This is a genomic window from Pseudoblastomonas marina, from assembly GCF_014641655.1.
Lineage (GTDB): Bacteria > Pseudomonadota > Alphaproteobacteria > Sphingomonadales > Sphingomonadaceae > Alteriqipengyuania_A > Alteriqipengyuania_A marina.
In genome coordinates this window covers 851,518-869,125 of the sequence record NZ_BMID01000001.1, presented here as the reverse complement: position 1 = coordinate 869,125, position 17,608 = coordinate 851,518, and the positions used below count along the sequence as shown (strand labels likewise).

At 62.4% G+C, this 17,608-nt stretch carries 15 protein-coding genes and 1 pseudogene; 12 read left to right on the top strand and 4 right to left on the bottom strand.

Features of this window, described 5'->3' with window-relative positions; translation table 11 throughout:
- Window positions 1–78: 78 nt before the first annotated feature.
- Both IEW49_RS04180 and IEW49_RS04175 read left to right on the top strand, forming a co-directional pair.
- Complete coding sequence (locus tag IEW49_RS04180; protein WP_188641499.1) at window positions 79–1,308, top strand: argininosuccinate synthase; 1,230 nt, start codon at window positions 79–81, stop codon at window positions 1,306–1,308.
- 985 nt (window positions 1,309–2,293) lie between these two features.
- Window positions 2,294–2,782, top strand: coding sequence for a septal ring lytic transglycosylase RlpA family protein (locus tag IEW49_RS04175; protein WP_229658075.1), 489 nt, complete (start codon window positions 2,294–2,296; stop codon window positions 2,780–2,782).
- Between the two features lie 46 nt (window positions 2,783–2,828).
- Here the strand turns inward: IEW49_RS04175 and IEW49_RS04170 are convergent, their stop codons facing one another.
- Both IEW49_RS04170 and IEW49_RS04165 read right to left on the bottom strand, forming a co-directional pair.
- A complete protein-coding gene (locus IEW49_RS04170) occupies window positions 2,829–3,449 on the bottom strand; it encodes a TIGR02466 family protein (RefSeq protein ID WP_188641497.1) in 621 nt (206 codons plus the stop codon).
- 43 nt (window positions 3,450–3,492) lie between these two features.
- A complete protein-coding gene (locus IEW49_RS04165) occupies window positions 3,493–4,548 on the bottom strand; it encodes a hypothetical protein (RefSeq protein ID WP_188641496.1) in 1,056 nt (351 codons plus the stop codon).
- A gap of 110 nt (window positions 4,549–4,658) precedes the next feature.
- Here IEW49_RS04165 and IEW49_RS04160 point away from each other — a divergent pair, with 110 nt between their 5' ends.
- The 3 genes from IEW49_RS04160 to IEW49_RS04150 are packed head-to-tail and all read left to right on the top strand — an operon-like array spanning window position 4,659 to window position 7,822.
- Window positions 4,659–5,549, top strand: coding sequence for a DNA-methyltransferase (locus tag IEW49_RS04160; protein ID WP_229658074.1), 891 nt, complete (start codon window positions 4,659–4,661; stop codon window positions 5,547–5,549).
- Entirely contained in the window at window positions 5,542–6,882 is a 1,341-nt protein-coding gene (locus IEW49_RS04155) for an ATP-binding protein (RefSeq protein WP_188641495.1), read from the top strand. The genes IEW49_RS04160 and IEW49_RS04155 overlap by 8 nt, the downstream gene beginning before the upstream one ends.
- Window positions 6,827–7,822 carry an O-methyltransferase gene (locus tag IEW49_RS04150; RefSeq protein ID WP_188641494.1) on the top strand — a complete coding sequence of 332 codons (996 nt, stop codon included), beginning with the start codon at window positions 6,827–6,829 and terminating at the stop codon, window positions 7,820–7,822. The genes IEW49_RS04155 and IEW49_RS04150 overlap by 56 nt, the downstream gene beginning before the upstream one ends.
- Here the strand turns inward: IEW49_RS04150 and uvrA are convergent.
- Window positions 7,819–10,755, bottom strand: a complete 2,937-nt coding sequence (gene uvrA / locus IEW49_RS04145) for an excinuclease ABC subunit UvrA (RefSeq protein WP_188641493.1) — start codon at window positions 10,753–10,755, stop codon at window positions 7,819–7,821. The two genes, IEW49_RS04150 and uvrA, sit on opposite strands and share 4 nt — an antisense overlap.
- Before the next feature lie 258 nt (window positions 10,756–11,013).
- Between uvrA and IEW49_RS04140 the strand changes: the two genes are divergently transcribed.
- The 3 genes and pseudogenes from IEW49_RS04140 (at window position 11,014) to IEW49_RS13215 (ending at window position 11,964) form a co-directional block, all read left to right on the top strand.
- Window positions 11,014–11,598, top strand: a complete 585-nt coding sequence (locus IEW49_RS04140) for an Hsp20/alpha crystallin family protein (RefSeq protein ID WP_188641492.1) — start codon at window positions 11,014–11,016, stop codon at window positions 11,596–11,598.
- Between the two features lie 116 nt (window positions 11,599–11,714).
- Window positions 11,715–11,858 (top strand): annotated as a pseudogene (locus IEW49_RS13110) (2'-5' RNA ligase family protein); the annotation flags it as partial.
- The gene (locus IEW49_RS13215; protein ID WP_268235613.1) at window positions 11,839–11,964 is read left to right on the top strand and encodes a hypothetical protein; all 126 of its coding nucleotides are present in this window, start codon (window positions 11,839–11,841) and stop codon (window positions 11,962–11,964) included. The pseudogene IEW49_RS13110 and the gene IEW49_RS13215, both read left to right, overlap by 20 nt.
- A 66-nt stretch (window positions 11,965–12,030) precedes the next feature.
- Here the strand turns inward: IEW49_RS13215 and IEW49_RS13105 are convergent, their stop codons facing one another.
- Window positions 12,031–12,606 (bottom strand): hypothetical protein, encoded by a 576-nt coding sequence (locus tag IEW49_RS13105; RefSeq protein WP_229658073.1) that lies wholly within the window; start codon window positions 12,604–12,606, stop codon window positions 12,031–12,033.
- Window positions 12,607–12,766: 160 nt separating this feature from the next.
- Between IEW49_RS13105 and thpR the strand changes: the two genes are divergently transcribed.
- The 4 genes from thpR to IEW49_RS04115 all read left to right on the top strand — a co-directional run bounded on the left by thpR (window position 12,767) and on the right by IEW49_RS04115 (window position 17,558).
- Window positions 12,767–13,303 carry an RNA 2',3'-cyclic phosphodiesterase gene (gene thpR / locus IEW49_RS04130; RefSeq protein WP_188643081.1) on the top strand — a complete coding sequence of 179 codons (537 nt, stop codon included), beginning with the start codon at window positions 12,767–12,769 and terminating at the stop codon, window positions 13,301–13,303.
- A 199-nt stretch (window positions 13,304–13,502) separates the two neighbouring features.
- On the top strand, window positions 13,503–14,486 hold the full coding sequence (locus tag IEW49_RS13100) for a lysozyme (RefSeq protein WP_229658072.1): 984 nt from the start codon (window positions 13,503–13,505) through the stop codon (window positions 14,484–14,486).
- Entirely contained in the window at window positions 14,461–15,171 is a 711-nt protein-coding gene (locus IEW49_RS04120; protein WP_229658071.1) for a hypothetical protein, read from the top strand. The genes IEW49_RS13100 and IEW49_RS04120 overlap by 26 nt, the downstream gene beginning before the upstream one ends.
- Window positions 15,172–15,386: 215 nt before the next feature.
- A complete protein-coding gene (locus tag IEW49_RS04115) occupies window positions 15,387–17,558 on the top strand; it encodes a M3 family metallopeptidase (protein ID WP_373282518.1) in 2,172 nt (723 codons plus the stop codon).
- Window positions 17,559–17,608: the final 50 nt, after the last annotated feature.

Sequence of the window (17,608 nt, the reverse complement as noted above, 5' to 3'; positions counted from 1 at the left end):
AATGCGGCGCGTCGTATCCCGGCACCCGTCGGCATGCGAAAGATTGCCCAGGAACCGCGCCGCTGCTAGCTGCGCGCGATGACCGACACCAAGCCCATCTCCCGCGTCGTCCTCGCCTATTCGGGCGGCCTCGATACCAGCGTCATCGCCAAATGGCTGATGAAGGAGCGCGGGCTCGAGGTCGTGACATTCACCGCCGATCTCGGCCAGGGCGAGGAAATCGAACCGGCGCGGGCCAAGGCGCGCGCGATGGGCATTCCCGACGAACACATCTTCATCGAGGACCTGCGCGAGGAATTCGTCCGCGACTTCGTCTTCCCGATGATGCGCGCCAATGCCCGCTACGAAGGCGATTACCTGCTTGGCACCAGCATCGCGCGGCCGCTGATCTCCAAGCGGCTGGTCGAGATCGCGCACGAGACCGGCGCGGACGCGATCGCCCATGGCGCGACCGGCAAGGGCAACGACCAGGTGCGCTTCGAACTGTCCGCCTATGCGCTCGATCCGGACATCAAGGTGATCGCCCCGTGGCGCGAATGGGACCTCACCAGCCGCACCGCGCTGATCGACTGGGCCGAAAAGCACCAGATCCAGGTGCCCAAGGACAAACGCGGCGAGAGCCCGTTCTCGACCGATGCGAACCTCCTTCACACCTCGTCCGAGGGCAAGGTGCTCGAGGATCCGTGGGAGGAAACGCCCGACTACGTCTATTCGCGCACCGACCATCCCGAGGACGCGCCCGACACGCCCAAATATATCGAGATCGATTTCGAGAAGGGCGACGGCGTCGCGCTCAATGGCGAGGCGATGAGCCCCGCTGCTCTGCTCGCCGCACTCAACGATCTCGGTCGGAAGCACGGGATCGGCCGGCTCGACCTGGTCGAGAACCGCTTCGTGGGCATGAAGTCGCGCGGCATGTACGAGACGCCCGGCGGCGAGATCTATGCCCGCGCGCATCGAGGCATCGAGCAGATCACGCTCGATCGCGGCGCGGCGCATCTCAAGGACGAGCTGATGCCGAAATATGCCGAACTCATCTACAACGGTTTCTGGTTCAGCCCCGAGCGCGAGATGCTGCAGGCGGCGATCGATTTGAGCCAGGAGCGCGTCAACGGCACCGTGCGGCTCAAGCTCTACAAGGGCAATGCGATGGTGGTCGGGCGTAAGTCGCGCGACACGCTCTATTCGGAGGCCCACGTCACCTTCGAAGACGATGCCGGCGCTTACGACCAGCAGGATGCGGCGGGCTTCATCAAGCTCAATGCATTGCGACTGCGACTGCTGGGTGCGCGCGACCGGCGCGGCTGAATTCAGGATCGAACTCACCACGACTCGGCAAATATGTCGGAATTGGCGGCGCACTTATAATATTGTTGCACCAAATGCAATCCACGCTTGTCATTACTTATCCACCGTTGTCCACAGCCAAAAGTGTGGAATGTCGATAAGTCGGGCTTGCACAGCTTGAACGAATCGCTTTCCCGGCGCAGTTTCAAGTCATCGGAAGGCGGAGGAACCCGTCGGAACTTGAAGGCCGAAAGGCTTGATAGGAAAGCGGAATTCCGTTGAAACCATCCGGTACCGTGGCTGAGCCCGCGGTAGCGTCGGAAAACACGTCGCGAACGAACCTTCGGGTTTGATCAAGACGAACCGCAGATGCTGCGAGTGGCTCGTTACGGTTTGGCCGGATCATCCGGTCACGCGAGGTCGGAGCAAAGGGAGGCGCGAGCCGAACCGAGCGAAGACCGCAAGTTCCGGGAAACCGGGGTGCTTCGGCACCGACGGAACCGGAAGGGAAAAGTCGGGTGAAACGCAATCCCTCGTGGATTGCCGGAACCGCGGATATCGCGAGACCGCTACGGATGTGAAGGCTTCGGAACCGCCGGGTGGTGGCAGTGAAGGAAAGCGAGCCTCAGGCTCGTGGACCGGAACTCCCCGCCCGACGGAACCGGTTCCCGGCGCGAGCGCCGGACGCACGAGCCCCGCGGTTTCGGCCAACGGGCAACATGCTTCGGCGTATGCGTTCCCCCCGGAACGAGACGTCGGCGAGAGCGGGGTCGGCAGCAATGCCGGCCCCGTTTGTCATTCCGGACCCGAGTCACACTGGCGCCGCGATTCTCGAGGGGCGGATCGGCAATTTCCCGTTCTTTGCCGCCCGGAATCGCGACCGGACGACGGCAAATTGCGGCAAAACGGTGGCACATCGCGACTCCTGAGCCGTTCGGCGCTGTATAACCCGGCCACGATGGAAGGGACCCGCAAACCCCTGCGCCGCGCCACTTGGCTGGCCGCCATGCTCGCCCTCACCTGGTCGAGCTCGGCGGCGGTGTCGCAGGACGCCGTGTCCGAACCGGTGGTGCAGGACGTACCGCCGAGCTTCGCCGACAGCTTTCCCTCGGTCCCCGAACCCGACACCACGCCCGAACCCGCCGACGGCGCGGTCGACGTGACCGAGATCGACCCGCCGATCGAGGTGGTCGAGGACGAGACCGCGATCGGCAGCGGCACCGCCTCCTATTACGGGCGCAAGTTCCACGGGCGCCGTACCGCCAGCGGCGAGCCGTTCGACATGTACGCGATGACCGCCGCGCACCGCACCCTGCCCTTCGGCACCCGCCTGCGCGTCACGAATCCGCGCACCGGGGCGAGCGTGGTCGTGCGGGTCAACGATCGCGGCCCGTTCCACGGCAGCCGGATCATCGACGTCTCGCGCGCCGCGGCCGAGGAACTCGGCCTGGTCGGGCGCGGCCACGGCCTGGTCGAGCTCGCGCTGGTCGACTAGCGCGCCCACGCCGCGCGCCCTCCCCGCGCGTTCTCCCCCCGAGCCGCTAGAGCGTCAGCTCCGACACGTCGCGCAAGGATCCCAGCTTGCCCTTGATGAAGGCGTTGAACGCGATCGAGTAGCGCGGCATCTGCGACTGGTTGGGCTCGACGTAATGCTGCAGCTTGCTCGGGAACAGCAGCAGGTCGCCCTGCTTGGGCACCACCGCGTTCTTGAGCGTGTTGTAGACGTTCACCTGCCCGTTGTTCGGCCCCAGTTCGAGCTGCTGGTAGGCGGTGTGCCGTTCGAAGATCATGTTCGCCGGCGGATCGGGCATCGCGGCGTAGTAGAGCGAGCCCGACACGATCGAGTTCGAATGCGAATGCCCGTGCATCCCTGCCCCCGGCGGGTTCACCAGCGTCCAGCTCTGCGTGACGTAGAGCTTCTGCGTCAGCCCCATCACCTCCTTGGCATAGGTGTCGAGCGCCTCCTGCACCGCCTTGGCGATCGAGCGCAGCTCCTTGCGCTTGAAGATGTAGAGGTCCTTCGAGATCTTGTTGGTCTGGTTGTCGACCATCTCGAGCCCCTTGAGCAGCTTGACCTGCTCGGGCGTGATCGCATCGGCGATGCTGGTCACGAAGTACGGTTCCGCGAAGAGCGGTTTCACGTCGAATGCGCGGCTGGCCATCCGCTTTTCTCCCCGGCCATTTCAGTCCCGCCGACGGTGCTATTCATGTGACAGCAATGTTGCAACCCCCGGCTTCCGCCTCATCCGCAGCGCATTCCACCACGTCGCGCGCCCATTCGGCCTGCACGTCCTGGCGGATGTGACCCCAGGCATCGACCAGCCACCATTCGGGCGTCCCGCGCTCGAAGGCGAGCACCTGCTGTTCGATGCAGGCCTGCAGCGTCTCGAGCGTGGCGTCCTGCGGTGCGCCGTCCGCGTCGTCGGGCTCGGGCGCGGGCTCGGCGAGCAGCTCGAACACCACCGGGTCCCCCGCCGCTTCTCCCGCCGCCTCGCGCGCTTCGAGCATCTCCGCCACCCGCGCGCGCCAGCCCTTGTCGCAATCGGGATCGCGCCACTGCACCGGTGCCCAGAAGGCGGGCGAGGCCCAGTCCTGCCGCCGCATCGCATCGAGGGCGATGGACCGGGTGTTACACTGTCCAGGACCTTTTTTACCGGATGGCCCTGCGCCCGTCGGAGAGGTGCCGCAATCCGCGCCCTCGCCCCCGCTCGCCGCCGCCGGATCGCCCTCGCCGCCCTCGCGCGAGTCGGCCGGTTCGCGAGTGCCGGTGCCCGGCAATTCCACCCCCGGTAGGGGCTCCCCTGCCCCGAACGCCGCCATCGCCGCGTCGAACTCCTCCGACAGCGCGCGCACCTCGGCGCGCTCGGACAATCTGTCGAGCCGCCCGATATGGGCGAGCAGCAGCCGCCCATCGTAGCGCCGCCGCTTGGCGACCTCCTCGCCATGGTAGAAGACCGTCTCCTCCACCCCGTCGATCGCGCGACACGCCAGCACGTCCTCCGCCCGCGCCAGCGCCTGCAACTGCGCCGCCTCCCAGCACCGCCGGAAATCGGCACAGGCCCGCCGCGCGCGATAGACCGTCTGGTGCGACACCCGCGCCTTGCGCGCCGCCGCCCGCACCGACCCGACCACCGCCAGCGCCTCGAGAAACACGACCTGCACCTCGCGCGTGAACTCGACACAAGGCTTGCGCGGATCGTCCTCCGGCAAGCCCGAGAGCAGCGCGGGGAGGTTTGGGGTGATGGTGGTGGGGGCGTTCATCGGTTCACCTCGTACGGGGACGTTGGGGAACCGGACTAATTATACCCGAAAGGCCGTGTAGGACAGAACGGTTCTTGCTGGATCTTCCAGACACGAGCTAGTAAGCATCGATGATGGTAGCGAAAAGTGAAACGCGTGGGTCAGACCTACGTCACGGTGATGCGGTTGGGATGCTGAAGACGTTAGCTGACTCCGCAGCAGACTTGGTTCTGACCTCGCCTCCATACTGCGTCGGCAAAGAGTATGATCGTCATTCCAGCGTTGACGAATTTCGGGGAGAACTCATGCGGGTCGCATCCGAAGCGGTTCGCGTAACCTCGTCCGCTGGTTCAATTTGTTGGCAGGTCGGTAACTTTGTCGATCAAGGTTCGATCCAACCACTCGACTATATAGTCTATGATGTCTTCGCCAATCAGCTAGGCTTGACCCTCCGCAACAGGATCGTGTGGACGTTTGGTCACGGCACCCACGCCAAACGGAGATTTAGTGGTCGCCACGAAACGGTATTATGGTTTACGAAAACGAACGATTATTTTTTCGATCTCGATGCAGTTCGGGTTCCTCAAAAGTATCCGGGGAAAAGGCACTATAAAGGCCCTCAACGAGGTCAATACAGCGGTAATCCGTTGGGCAAAAATCCAGGTGACGTGTGGGACATTCCTAACGTCAAAGCTAAGCATGTCGAAAAAACCGAACACCCATGCCAGTTCCCACTGGCATTAGCTAAGCGATTAATTACTTCATTAACCCCTAAAGGTGGCTTGGTTGTAGATCCTTATATGGGATCGGGGACTGCCGGAGCGGCAGCCATCACACTGGGCCGAAGGTTTATCGGTTCAGATTTGGAAGAGAAATATGTCGACATAGCGAGAGATAGACTCTCAAAGGCGGTACAAAACAAACTTCCAGAGCGACCGGACATACCAGTCCGAACGCCTGTTCCGACCGAGGCAGTAACTAAACGCCCGAGACATTTCAAAGAAGGACAGGGTAATGGCTGAAACAATTGAGGCAAAAGCCAATCCAGAAAAACGTCTATTCATTTCACTTTTGACGAGAGATATTCCGCTGGCGGACGCTTTTCTGGACCTGGTCGATAACTCAATCAATTCCGTTTTAGCAAACTTCTCAAAGGATCTCAGTAGCGCCGCTGGCTACGTAAAGGTCTTAGAAGGAAAAATAAGTAGGCCGCCTGCCAAAATCGATATCCAGATCGACGGGAACGAGGTCAAGATAAGCGATGATTCAACTGGAATCAGCTTCACCTCAGCACGTGACCATGTCTTCCAATTCGGCCGCGCCAGCAACGAACGACACCCCGATGATCGTCTCAGCGTATATGGGGTAGGGCTGAAGAGAGCAATTTTCAAAATCGGGAATCACATTAAGATAAATTCGAAGCACGCGGAGGGTGGCTTCTCGACTGATCTACATGTCGACAAATGGGAATCCGATAAGCGAAATCCTTGGGTAATAGATATCGAGAAAGGCAAGAAGGCACCTGCATCTACAGGCACAACTATTTCAATTAAAGATCTATACCCTGAAGTGAAACGCAGAATATCTGATGGCTTATTCATCGGCGAACTCATACGAAAGATGCAGCGCGCTTACGAGTTTTTTTTGAAAAAAGTAGTACGAATATTCGTGAACAAACAAGAGATCGAGCCTTTTGGCCTATCTGTTGGGGAGAACGTCTCGTCTGACACCTTCGAAATGGATGGAGTTTCTTGCAACATCGTCGCTGGTGTTGGCACGCCCGATGCCCGTGGCTTTTTTGTTGACGACAAGGCTGGATGGACAATTTTTTGTAATGGTCGAGCACTCCTTTTTGCCGACAAGAGCGCACTTACTGGCTGGTCGGGAAGTCCTGAGCTACCGCTATTTCAACCAAAGCATAGGCCTTTCGTAGGATTTGTCTTTTTCGTAGCGTCAGATCCAGAAAAATTGCCGTGGACCACAACTAAAGGAGCGATCAATCGCGAGAGCGAAGTATGGCAAGAAGCACGTAAGAAAATGGTGTCTGTCGGCAGACAGGTAACAGGCTTCTTGGATAGGCGGTATGATAATGAAGGAACGAAAGTTTCACGCAGTGAGGTCGCCACTATATCGGGAAGCTCCACCACCGCTTTGAAGATGTCTCTTAGCAAAAAGACTGAGTTCAAGATTCCGCAAAAAAAAGGTCCAGAAACCATTCGGATCCAATACGACGCCGAATTAGAAAAGGTCGATGCGATTCGAGAGTATCTAGGGAAAAGGCGGATGTCGGGGTCAGACGTTGGACGCCGAACTTTCGAGTATTTTCTTAAAAATCGGGTTGGCTACGATGCCTAGGTCTACAGCAAAATTCATTGCCTATGACTTGAGGCCAGCCAAGCAAACGGAGCGGCGTCTTCTTCTAGATTATTTGGAATCTCTCAAAGAAACTGGAGTGGAAATTTCTTCGTCTCGTTATATAGGTATGGGCGGAGCAAAATTTTATGATTTTGCGATGGTCCACCGATTCTTGGGAATTTCTGATCTCGTCAGTTGCGAGTGGAATGAGACGATGGCACGTCGTGGCAACTACAACCGCCCGTTTGCGCTTATAGACGTCCAAAACAGAAGGGTCGGTCGCTACATAGACGATCACCTACACGAGAAATTGGCGGTAACCTGGCTCGATTACGACACTGGGTTAAATGATGATATCATCGAAGATATTGTTAAAATTGGATCTAAAGCAGTTATAAACTCTAGCTTTTTTGTTACTGTATGTTCTGATTTGCCGGATAGGCTGAGAGATATGTCAGGCCAAGAACGGCAAGAAGATATCAGTGAAATTTTTGGCGCGTTTTCAGATGACGTCGCTCATGGAGACCTTGAAGAAGCCAATTTTTCCATGGCAGTTTCGAAGATTTTGACAAAGGCGTTCCAAAACTCCTTTGCCGGACGAACCGATGGCTTGTGGCTACCGATATTTAGAGTGGATTACCGTGATAGTAGCCGTATGCTTACATATGGAGGAACGTTCGCAAATGCGGAAGTTGCAAAGAAGCTCAAGAAAATCGTGAAAAGGCGCCTCCCTTTCTTATTGAGAGACGAAGAATTTTATTCCATTCGTAACTATAATCTAACCGAACGAGAGAGACATCTCTTCGAATTTTCTGCAACAGCGCGGAGAAACTGTAAAGAGGCCAATAAGCTACGAGACTTGGGTTTCACAGAGGCCGATTTTAAGGCCTATGAAGATCTCGTTCGATTTCTTCCAAGGTATGTCGAAACGTATTTCTAGCGCGTTACGACTGTCCGTTCCAGCATCGGCTGGAGGTACTGGCCCGTATAACTCGCCTTGGTCTTCGCCACCTCTTCCGGCGTCCCCTCCGCCACAACCTCACCCCCGCGCACACCGCCATCCGGCCCAAGGTCCAGTATCCAATCCGCCGTCTTGATCACATCCAGATTATGCTCGATCACCACCACGCTGTTCCCCTGCTCCACCAGCCGGTGGAGCACTTCGAGCAGCTTGCGGACGTCCTCGAAATGCAGGCCGGTGGTCGGTTCGTCGAGGATGTAGAGCGTCTGCCCGGTGCTGCGCTTGCTCAGCTCCTTGGCGAGTTTCACGCGCTGCGCCTCGCCGCCCGATAGCGTGGTCGCCTGCTGGCCGACCTTGACGTAGCCGAGCCCGACCTCGTTGAGCATGTGCATCTTGTCGCGGATCGGGGGGACGGCCTTGAAGAAGGTTTCCGCGTCCTCGACCGTCATGTCGAGCACGTCGGCGATCGAGTGGCCCTTGAACTTCACCTCGAGCGTTTCGCGGTTGTAGCGCTTGCCCCCGCATTCCTCGCAGGTGACGTAGACGTCGGGCAGGAAGTGCATCTCGATCTTGATCAGCCCGTCGCCCTGGCACGCCTCGCAGCGGCCGCCCTTGACGTTGAAGCTGAAGCGGCCGGGCTTGTAGCCGCGCGCCTGGCTTTCGGGCAGGCCGGCGAACCAGTCGCGGATATTGGTGAAGGCGCCGGTATAGGTCGCGGGGTTGGAGCGCGGGGTGCGGCCGATCGGCGACTGGTCGATCTCGATCACCTTGTCGCAATGGTCGAGCCCGGTGACCTTGTCGTGCGCGCCCGCGACCACGCGCGCGCCATTGAGGTGCCGCGCGGCGGCGGCATAGAGCGTGTCGATGGTGAAGGAGGACTTGCCCGAGCCCGAGACGCCGGTGACGCAGGTGAAGGTGCCGAGCGGGATCGAGGCGGTGACGTCCTGGAGGTTGTTCGCGCGCGCGCCGTGGACGGTGAGCTTGTGCCCGTTGCCCTTGCGGCGCTCGCTCGGGACGGAGATCTCGCGGCGGCCGGTGAGGTAGTCCGCGGTGAGCGAGTTCTTGGCCTTGAGCACCTGCTTGAGCGTGCCCTGCGCCACCACCTCGCCCCCGCGCACGCCCGCGCCGGGGCCGAGATCGACCACGTGATCGGCCTGGCGGATCGCGTCTTCATCGTGCTCGACCACGATCACGGTGTTGCCGAGATCGCGCAGGCGCTTGAGCGTTTCGAGCAGCCGGTCGTTGTCGCGCTGGTGGAGGCCGATGCTGGGCTCGTCGAGCACGTAGAGCACGCCGGAGAGGCCCGAGCCGATCTGCGAGGCGAGGCGGATGCGCTGGCTCTCGCCGCCGCTCAGCGTGCCGGAGGTGCGATCGAGGTTGAGGTAGTCGAGCCCGACATTGTCGAGGAAGCCCAGCCGCTCGTTGATCTCCTTGAGGATGGCGCGCGCGATCTGCGACTGCTGCTCGTTGAGATGATCGTCGAGCTTGAGGAACCAGTCCTTCGCCGCGGCGACGCTCATCTTCGTGGGCGTGGCGATATCGACCGTGCCGTTGTCGACCTCGGGCGGGCCGGGGATCTTCACCGCCAGCGCCTTCTCGTTCAATCGCTTGCCGCCGCAGGTCTCGCAGGGCTGCGCGGTCTGGAACTTGGACAGCTCCTCGCGCATCCACGTGCTCTCGGTCTGCATCAACCGGCGGTTGAGGTTGCCGATCACGCCCTCGAACGGCTTCTTCACCGTGTACTGCTTGCGCCCGTCCTTGAAGGTCAGCGGCACCGGCTTGCCGCGCGTGCCGTGAAGGATCACGCTGCGCGCCTCCTCGCTCAGCTCGCTCCACGGCGTGGTGAGGTCGAAATCGTAAGCCGCGGCGAGGCCGGCGAGCACCTGCATGTAATAGGGCGACGGCGGGTTGGACTTGGCCCACGGCACCACCGCGCCCTTCTTGAGCGTCAGCGCCTCGTTGGGGACGACCAGCTGCGGGTCGAACAGCTGCTTCTCGCCCAGCCCGTCGCAGGTCGGGCAGGCCCCCTGCGGCGCGTTGAACGAGAACAGCCGCGGCTCGATCTCCTCGATCGTGAAGCCCGAGACCGGGCAGGCGAATTTCTCGGAGAACACGATGCGGTTGGCGGGAATGCCCGCGCCCTTCATCGCGCCGCCGCTCTCGCTTTCATCCTCGCGCCCCGGCACCACGCCATCGGCGAGGTCGACATAGGCGAGCCCCTCGGCGAGCTTGAGCGCGGTCTCGAAACTGTCGGCGAGGCGGGTTTCCAGCCCCTCCTTCACCGCAAGACGATCGACCACCACCTCGATGTCGTGCTTGAACTTCTTGTCGAGCGCGGGGGCCTCTTCGATCGCGTACATCTCGCCGTCGATCCGCACGCGGGTGAAGCCGGCCTTCTGCCATTCGGCGAGCTCCTTGCGGTATTCGCCCTTGCGCCCGCGCACCACCGGCGCGAGCAGATAGAGCCGCGTGCCCTCGGGCAATTCCATCACCCGGTCGACCATGTTGGAGACCGTCTGCGCCTCGATCGGCTCTCCGGTGGCGGGCGAATAGGGCACCCCCACCCGCGCCCACAGCAGGCGCATATAGTCGTAAATCTCGGTGACCGTCGCCACGGTCGAGCGCGGGTTGCGGCTGGTGGTCTTCTGCTCGATCGAGATCGCGGGGCTGAGCCCGTCGATATGCTCGACATCGGGCTTCTGCATCATCTCGAGGAACTGCCGCGCATAGGCGCTGAGCGATTCCACGTAGCGCCGCTGTCCCTCGGCATAGATCGTGTCGAAAGCGAGGCTCGACTTGCCCGAGCCGGACAGGCCCGTGATGACGATCAGCGCATCGCGCGGCAGGTCGATATCGACGCCCTTGAGATTATGCTCGCGCGCGCCTTTGACGGAAATCTTGGTAAGGGCCATGGGGGATGCGTGTTCCTGAATTGTTCGCGCAGGTCAAGGGGCGACGATGCTGGGGTATCCGACGCCCATGTGGGTGCAGGCCGGTCGATTGCAAACGGCGATGGCAGACAGGGCACGCGACACCTCCCAAACCGCTGCGCCGTCCGGAACACCGTGGCGCGGTCATGCGTTTTGCACCCGACATCAACGGCGGCTCCAGGCGCGTCTGTTCCCCATTTCCGGCGTGCCGGGGGGCGCATAGCAAAAGGAGAAGACAGCATGGCATTCCGATACCTCACCCCCTATCGCCGCGGCATGACACCTCGCTCGCGCCTCGGCGGCGGCTCGCTGTTCGACCTGCATCGCCAGATGAACAGCCTGTTCGACGACCTGTTCGAGCAGGACGGCGACGGGACCGGCACGACCGCCACCATGACCAGCCCGATGCTCGACATCCATCAGGACGACGACCAGATCGAGATCACCGCCGAGCTGGCGGGGGTCAAGCGCGACGACATCCATATCACGGTCAATGAGGGCGTGCTGACGATCTCCGGCGAAAAGAGAAGCCAGCGCGACGACGACGGGACCGGCTATCGCGAGCGCAGCTACGGACGGTTCGAACGCAGCATCACCCTGCCTTCGAATGTCGACGAGGAAGAGATCTCGGCCGACTTCGAAGACGGCGTGCTGACGATCACCCTGCCCAAGAGCGAAGAGAAGGCCCGCGGTCGGAAGATCGAACTCGGCGGCGGGAAGAAGCGCACGGGCGACAACCGCGCCGAGCAGGCGCTGATCGACCAAGAGGACCAATCCTCGAACCAGACTGAGAAGAACAAGAAGCGCGAAAACGAAGACGCCTGAGCGCATAGCAACCACCCTCAGTGGGCGGCCCGTGAGGGCCGCCCATTTGGTTCGCCACCGGAACATTCCGCTCCACGAAGTTGGACGTTCACTGAGGCTGGGCCGACCTGATCCGCATGCACCGCCTGTTCGTCGCCCTGCGCCCGCCCGAGCCCGTGCGCGACGCCCTCATCGATACGACGGAGGGACTCGAGGGCGCTCGATGGCGGGGGGATGAGCAGTTGCACCTGACCTTACGCTATGTTGGCGCGGTCGACCGATCCCGGCCACGATGCGCCAACTTCACCTGTGGCCAACCTCGTCGAGGGACCTATTCACCTGCTGATCGGAAGCCAGCAGTCGATCCGGGCCATCCAGCTCTTCTGACGAGCCCGCCGCGGGTGCGGGGATCCGCCCGAGAGGGACGGACTGCCCCCGCGCCGGTCGGGTGCTTCAGCCGAGCTTGGCGAGAATCTTTTCCCGCGACGCCTGGGAGAGATGTGCGAGACGTTCGTCGTCGAGGTCCACGCCCCATTCGGGAATGTAGGCGACTTTTTCGTGAAGCTCTTTGTCGAGACAAATCCCGAACCGCTCGCGGACCTTCACCTGCACGTGGCCCCACACCCGGAACTTGCAGTCGCCGCGTTCAAAGGTCGCGTGGATACGACGCGCTTCCCATTTCTCTTCGGTCACGGTCTGGCCGTCGACGACCCGGCTCTCGTCCTCGGGAAGAAATTCCCCCCAACGGCCGAAGAGGCATTTGCACCGCCCCCCGGTCTCATCGCCCTCCGCGCTACAGACTTGGCGCTCGGTCTCAGGATACTGGGCGAGCACACGCCGGGCCGCCGCTTCCCGTTCGTCGGCGGTGGGTCGAACTGCGTCGCGACAGCGTTGCTCGGCCTCCTGCTGGCTCTCGTTTTCGCCCGGAATCACACGGACGTTTTCGTTGACCTGCATCACGATCCGTTCAGCCCGGTCCTTCTTGTATCGATATTCCCGCTCGCGGCATTGGCCTGTGCATCCGCTCATGATCGACTTCCCTTCGATTGAAGCGCGACCCGATCGAGGTGGCGAAGCCTTTGCGACTCCGCGCATGGGTCCATAGCATATCCAGGCGACGCGCGGGCCTGCCCCGGCTTTCCGCGACACGGGATTGGACGTTCACGGAGGCTGGGCTTAGGTGATCCCGATGCACCGCCTGTTCGTCGCCCTTCGTCCGCCCGAGTTCCTGCGCGATGTCCTGATCGATACGATGGAGGGGCTCGACGGGGCGCGGTGGCAGGGGGACGAGCAATTGCACCTGACATTGCGCTTCGTGGGCGAGGTCGACAGCCCGCAGGCGAACGACCTTGCCGATGCACTTTCGGAGGTGCGCGCCGGGCCGTTCGCGCTGCAGGTGCGCGGGGTCGGGCATTTCGCGAGAAAGGGCCGCGCCTCGGCGCTGTGGGCGGCGTTCGAGCCGAGCGAAGGGCTCGCCATCCTCGAACGCCGGGTCGAGCGCGCCTGCCGCGCGGCCGGACTGCCCCCCGAAACCCGCAAGTTCGTGCCGCATGTCACGATCGCGCGGTTGAACGCCTCGAGCGGGCCGATCGACGGCTGGCTCGCACGCCACGGGCGGCTCACCGCCCCCGAATGGCCGGTCGAACGCTTCGTCCTGTATGAAAGCCAGCTCGCCGAAAGCGGCGCGGTCTATACACCCGTCGTACAGTATCGGCTTGTAAACTAAAGACATTCCTCAGGCTGGAGGATCGCTTTTCCGCGCCGCAGGGCAGCAAGCGAATAGCGACCACCGCACGGACTCGCACGACGAAGCGAGGACCGATGCCCCTCCCCATCCGTTGAACAGACAAGAGCACAGGAGGCCTCGATGCGCCGCCGGCAGGGCGGGCGCTCGGGCTCCCACGCAGACAGAAAGATACGACCCGATGTCCTATATCGAATCCGCCACCTCGGGTGGCGATCCCCTCAACCCCGCGTCGCGGGACAGACTGGGCGGTCAACCGACCCATTCCCCGACGAAAGCCTCCGTCAATCGCCCCGCCACCGCGGCGCGGTCCGATGACGAGAAGGCGCGGCGCAAGGCGGCGCTCGACAAGCTGCTGCGCGATATCGACACCTCGCTCGACGAGGCCAACAAGGCCAATGCGTCGGGTGCGAATCGCCCCAAGACCAAGGCGCACAACATGGTGCGCGACCTTGGCGAACGCTATCGCCACCGCAGCGAATTGCAGCGCGCCCGCGCGGCCGCGCAGAAGACCTTCGGGGTCAAGCCGCGCAAATCGGGCCGCAAGCGCGCGGCATTGATGATGGGGCTCGGCGCGATGACGCTGAGCACCGTCGCGGCGACCGGGCCCGAACTCCGCACCAAGTCGGTGCCGGTGATCCAGGACGTCTCGGTCGACGCGACCCGCTATCGCGTCCACGCCGCCAAGATCGGCGCGAGCGACGCGTTCAAGCAGGCCCTGATCGAGGAGGAAGGCGTGCGCCAGACCGTCTATCGCGACGTCGCCGGCTACCCGACCGTCGGGGTCGGCCACCTCATTCGCTCCGAGGACGGGCTGAGCGTCGGCGACCGGATCAGTTACGACCGGGTACTCGATTTCCTCGAGGACGATCTCGCGATTGCCGAGGAAGGCGTCCGCCGCCTCGTCGGCGACCTGCCGATCTACCAGCACGAATTCGACGCGCTGCTCGACCTCGTCTACAATGTCGGAGAAGGAAACGTATCCGCGCAGGAATCGCCGCGCCTGAATGCCGCGATCGCCGCCGGAGATTACGAGACGATCGCCGATGAACTGCGTTACACCACTGCTGCGGGCAAGAAGGCGCGCGGGCTCGAATTCCGCAGCGAGCGGCGCGTCGCCATCTTCGAACAGGCGAGCTATGAAGATCCTCGCGAACAGTCGTGATTGGCGTTCATACACCGGTTCGGTCTTCGTGACGTTTTCTGCGCTCTCGCTGACCGCCTGCGGGGTGGTCGACGAGATGCGGAAAGGCGAAGAGGGGACCGACCTCCCCGCTGTCGCTGCCTCCGTCCCCGAAACCGACGCCGAAGTGGTCGAGCAGATCGTCGCCCATGCCGACGACTGCCTGCTCGTCGTCTGGGAGGCCCAGGAAGAACGCGACATCGCCTTCGACCGGGCACACGACCAGGCCGAGGGTGGCGCGATTTCCTGTGCCACCGGCACCAGCCCAAGCCAGTTCGAACGCGCGATCGCGTCGATCCGCGATGCCGCCGGCAGTGGCGACAAGGCCCGCATGCTGCGCGAGGTCGACATCCCGCTGATCTACATCGACAATGACGGCAATCGGCGCGCTCTCGCCGACCCGCAGACGGTCGACGCGGTGTTCGACGAGGTCTTCGACGGCGCGACCATGGCGATGCTCCAGCGGATCGACCTGTCGCAGATGACCGTCGTCCCCGAACAGAAGGGCGGCTTCTTCGAACTCGGTTCGCTGTGGCTCGTCGTAGACGAACCCGGCTCCCGCCCGCGCATCGTCACCGTCAACCGCCAGGCGATCATGGAAGCCGCCGAAGCCGCGCGCGCCAAGGCGCAGGCGGGCGAGAACGGCGTTTCGAGACAGTCGGGCTGAGCCCGCGCCGAGCTTTACCCTTGAATCCGTCGGACATCTGCGGTTCAAGCGCGACCATCTAACAAGCGACGGACCCCTACATTTCGTCCGTCCAATTTCCAGGAGAGAATCTCTTGCTTTACCGCCTACTCGCCACCACCGCCTCCGCCGCGCTGCTTGCAGGCTGCGCCACCTATGACGGCAGCGGCATCGACAGCACCGAAACCACCGCCACGATCGACGGCGACACCGGCGTCACCGCCGTGAACATCCCCGAAGGCACCGGCTATTTCGCGTCCGACAGCGACCTGCCCTTCCTCGCCCCCGATTTCACGAAGATTTCGGAAGACGATTACATCCCCGCCTTCGAGCAGGGTATGGCGATCCAGAAGGCCGAAGTGCAGGCGATCATCGACAATCCCGCCGCGCCGACCTTCGACAACACCATCGTCGCGCTCGAGAAGTCGGGCCGCATGCTCGGCCGCGTCGGCCGCGTCTTCTTCGCCGTGTCGGGTTCGAACACCACCGACCGGCTCGACGAGATCAACACCGAGATCAGCCCGCGCCTGTCGGCCCATGGCGACAGCATCACGCTGAATCCCGAACTTTTCGCCCGCGTGAAGGCGGTCTACGACAACCGCGCCGCGATGAGCATGACGCCCGAGGACGCGACCCTGCTCGAGAACACCTATGACAGCATGGTCCACGCCGGTGCACTGCTGACCGACGCCCAGGTCGAGCGGGTCAAGGAGATCAACACCGAGCTTTCGACCCTCACCACCGAATTCGGCCAGACCGCGCGCGCCGCGATGAGCGAACAGCCGCTGATCGTCGACACCCGCGAGGAACTCGCCGGCCTGTCCGACAGCGACATCAAGGCCGCGGCCGATCTCGCGACCGAGAAAGGCTATCCGGGCAAGTTCGCGATCGCGCTGCAGAACACGACGCAGCAGCCGCTCCTGCCGAGCCTCGAGAACCGCGCCACACGCGAGAAGCTGTTCAAGCTCAGCTACAACCGCGCCGACGGCACGACCGATATCGACACGCGGATGCTGATCGCGCGGATCGCCGAACTGCGCGCCGAGAAGGCCGCGATCTTCGGCGAGGACGACTGGGCCAGCTACACCATGTACGATCGCATGGCGAAGACGCCCGACACAGCGCTCGACTTCATGGGCCAGATGGTCCCCGCGCTGGCCGCGACCCAGCGCCGCGAAGCCGCGCTGCTCAACGAGATGATCGAAGCCGAAGGTGGCGATTTCGACGTCCAGCCGTGGGACTGGTATCGCTACGCCAACAAGGTGAAGGCCGAGCGTTACGAGCTCGATGAAGACGCCGTGATGGAGTATTTCCAGCTCGACAAGGTGCTCGAGGACGGCATCTTCTACATGGCGGAAAAGCTCTACGGCCTGACCTTCGAGCGTCGCACCGACCTGCCCGTCTACCACCCAGACGTGTGGACCTACACCGTGTTCGACGCCGACGGCAGCGAACTCGGCCTGTTCTACTTCGATCCGTTCCAGCGTCCGTCCAAGCGCGGCGGCGCGTGGATGAGCAACTTCGTCGACCAGAGCTATCTCTGGGGCACGAAGCCGGTGATCTACAACGTGCTCAACATCCCCAAGGCCCCGGCGGGCGAGCCGCAGCTGGTCAGTTTCGACTGGGTCAACACCGCGTTTCACGAATTCGGCCACGCGCTGCACGGCTTCTTCGCCGACCAGAAGTACGAAAGCCTGTCGGGCACCGCGACCGCGCGCGACTTCGTCGAGTATCCGAGCCAGGTCCACGAGATGTGGGCGACCTATCCCTCGGTGCTGTCGAACTACGCCAAGCACTACCAGACCGGCGAGACGATCCCGGCCGAACTGATCGACAAGATCGAGGCTGCGGCGCAGTTCAACCAGGGCTACGATTTCGGTGAAGTCGTGACTGCGGCGCTGCTCGACATGAAGTGGGCCGCGCTGTCGCCGGCCGAAGCCGCCGCGCTCGACACGCCGGCCAAGGTCGACGCGTTCGAACGCCAGTCGCTGACCGAACTGGGGCTCGAGATCGACCTCGTCCCGCCGCGCTATCGCAGCACCTACTTCAACCACATCTTCAGCTCGCCGGCAGGCTATTCCGCCGGTTACTACAGCTATCTGTGGACCGAGATGCTCGATCGCGACAGCCGCAAGTGGTTCCTCGACAATGGCGGGCTGACGCGCGCCAACGGCGATCACTATCGCAAGACCGTGCTCAGCCGCGGCGGGACGATGGACTACTTCAAGATGTTCGAGAACTTCGCGGGCCGCCAGCCCGACGTCACCCCGATGCTGCAAGCGCGCGGCCTGCTCGCGGGTGGCGACGAGGCGGTCGACAGCGAAGTGGCCGATGACGGCCCGGCCGAAGTCGGCGACAGCGGCCAGTAAGCCGCATCGCAACCGGAACGAAGGGCGGGCCCGCGGGTCCGCCCTTTTCG

Excerpts from the sequence above, each read along its gene's own strand:
- IEW49_RS04180 (WP_188641499.1), top strand. The coding sequence starts at position 79 with ATGACCGACACCAAGCCCATCTCCCGCGTCGTCCTCGCCTATTCGGGC.
- IEW49_RS04175 (WP_229658075.1), top strand. The coding sequence starts at position 2,294 with ATGCTCGCCCTCACCTGGTCGAGCTCGGCGGCGGTGTCGCAGGACGCC.
- IEW49_RS04170 (WP_188641497.1), bottom strand. The coding sequence starts at position 3,449 with ATGGCCAGCCGCGCATTCGACGTGAAACCGCTCTTCGCGGAACCGTAC.
- IEW49_RS04165 (WP_188641496.1), bottom strand. The coding sequence starts at position 4,548 with ATGAACGCCCCCACCACCATCACCCCAAACCTCCCCGCGCTGCTCTCG.
- IEW49_RS04160 (WP_229658074.1), top strand. The coding sequence starts at position 4,659 with ATGATGGTAGCGAAAAGTGAAACGCGTGGGTCAGACCTACGTCACGGT.
- IEW49_RS04155 (WP_188641495.1), top strand. The coding sequence starts at position 5,542 with ATGGCTGAAACAATTGAGGCAAAAGCCAATCCAGAAAAACGTCTATTC.
- uvrA (WP_188641493.1), bottom strand. The coding sequence starts at position 10,755 with ATGGCCCTTACCAAGATTTCCGTCAAAGGCGCGCGCGAGCATAATCTC.
- IEW49_RS04140 (WP_188641492.1), top strand. The coding sequence starts at position 11,014 with ATGGCATTCCGATACCTCACCCCCTATCGCCGCGGCATGACACCTCGC.
- IEW49_RS13215 (WP_268235613.1), top strand. The coding sequence starts at position 11,839 with ATGTTGGCGCGGTCGACCGATCCCGGCCACGATGCGCCAACTTCACCT.
- IEW49_RS13105 (WP_229658073.1), bottom strand. The coding sequence starts at position 12,606 with ATGAGCGGATGCACAGGCCAATGCCGCGAGCGGGAATATCGATACAAG.
- thpR (WP_188643081.1), top strand. The coding sequence starts at position 12,767 with ATGCACCGCCTGTTCGTCGCCCTTCGTCCGCCCGAGTTCCTGCGCGAT.
- IEW49_RS13100 (WP_229658072.1), top strand. The coding sequence starts at position 13,503 with ATGTCCTATATCGAATCCGCCACCTCGGGTGGCGATCCCCTCAACCCC.
- IEW49_RS04120 (WP_229658071.1), top strand. The coding sequence starts at position 14,461 with ATGAAGATCCTCGCGAACAGTCGTGATTGGCGTTCATACACCGGTTCG.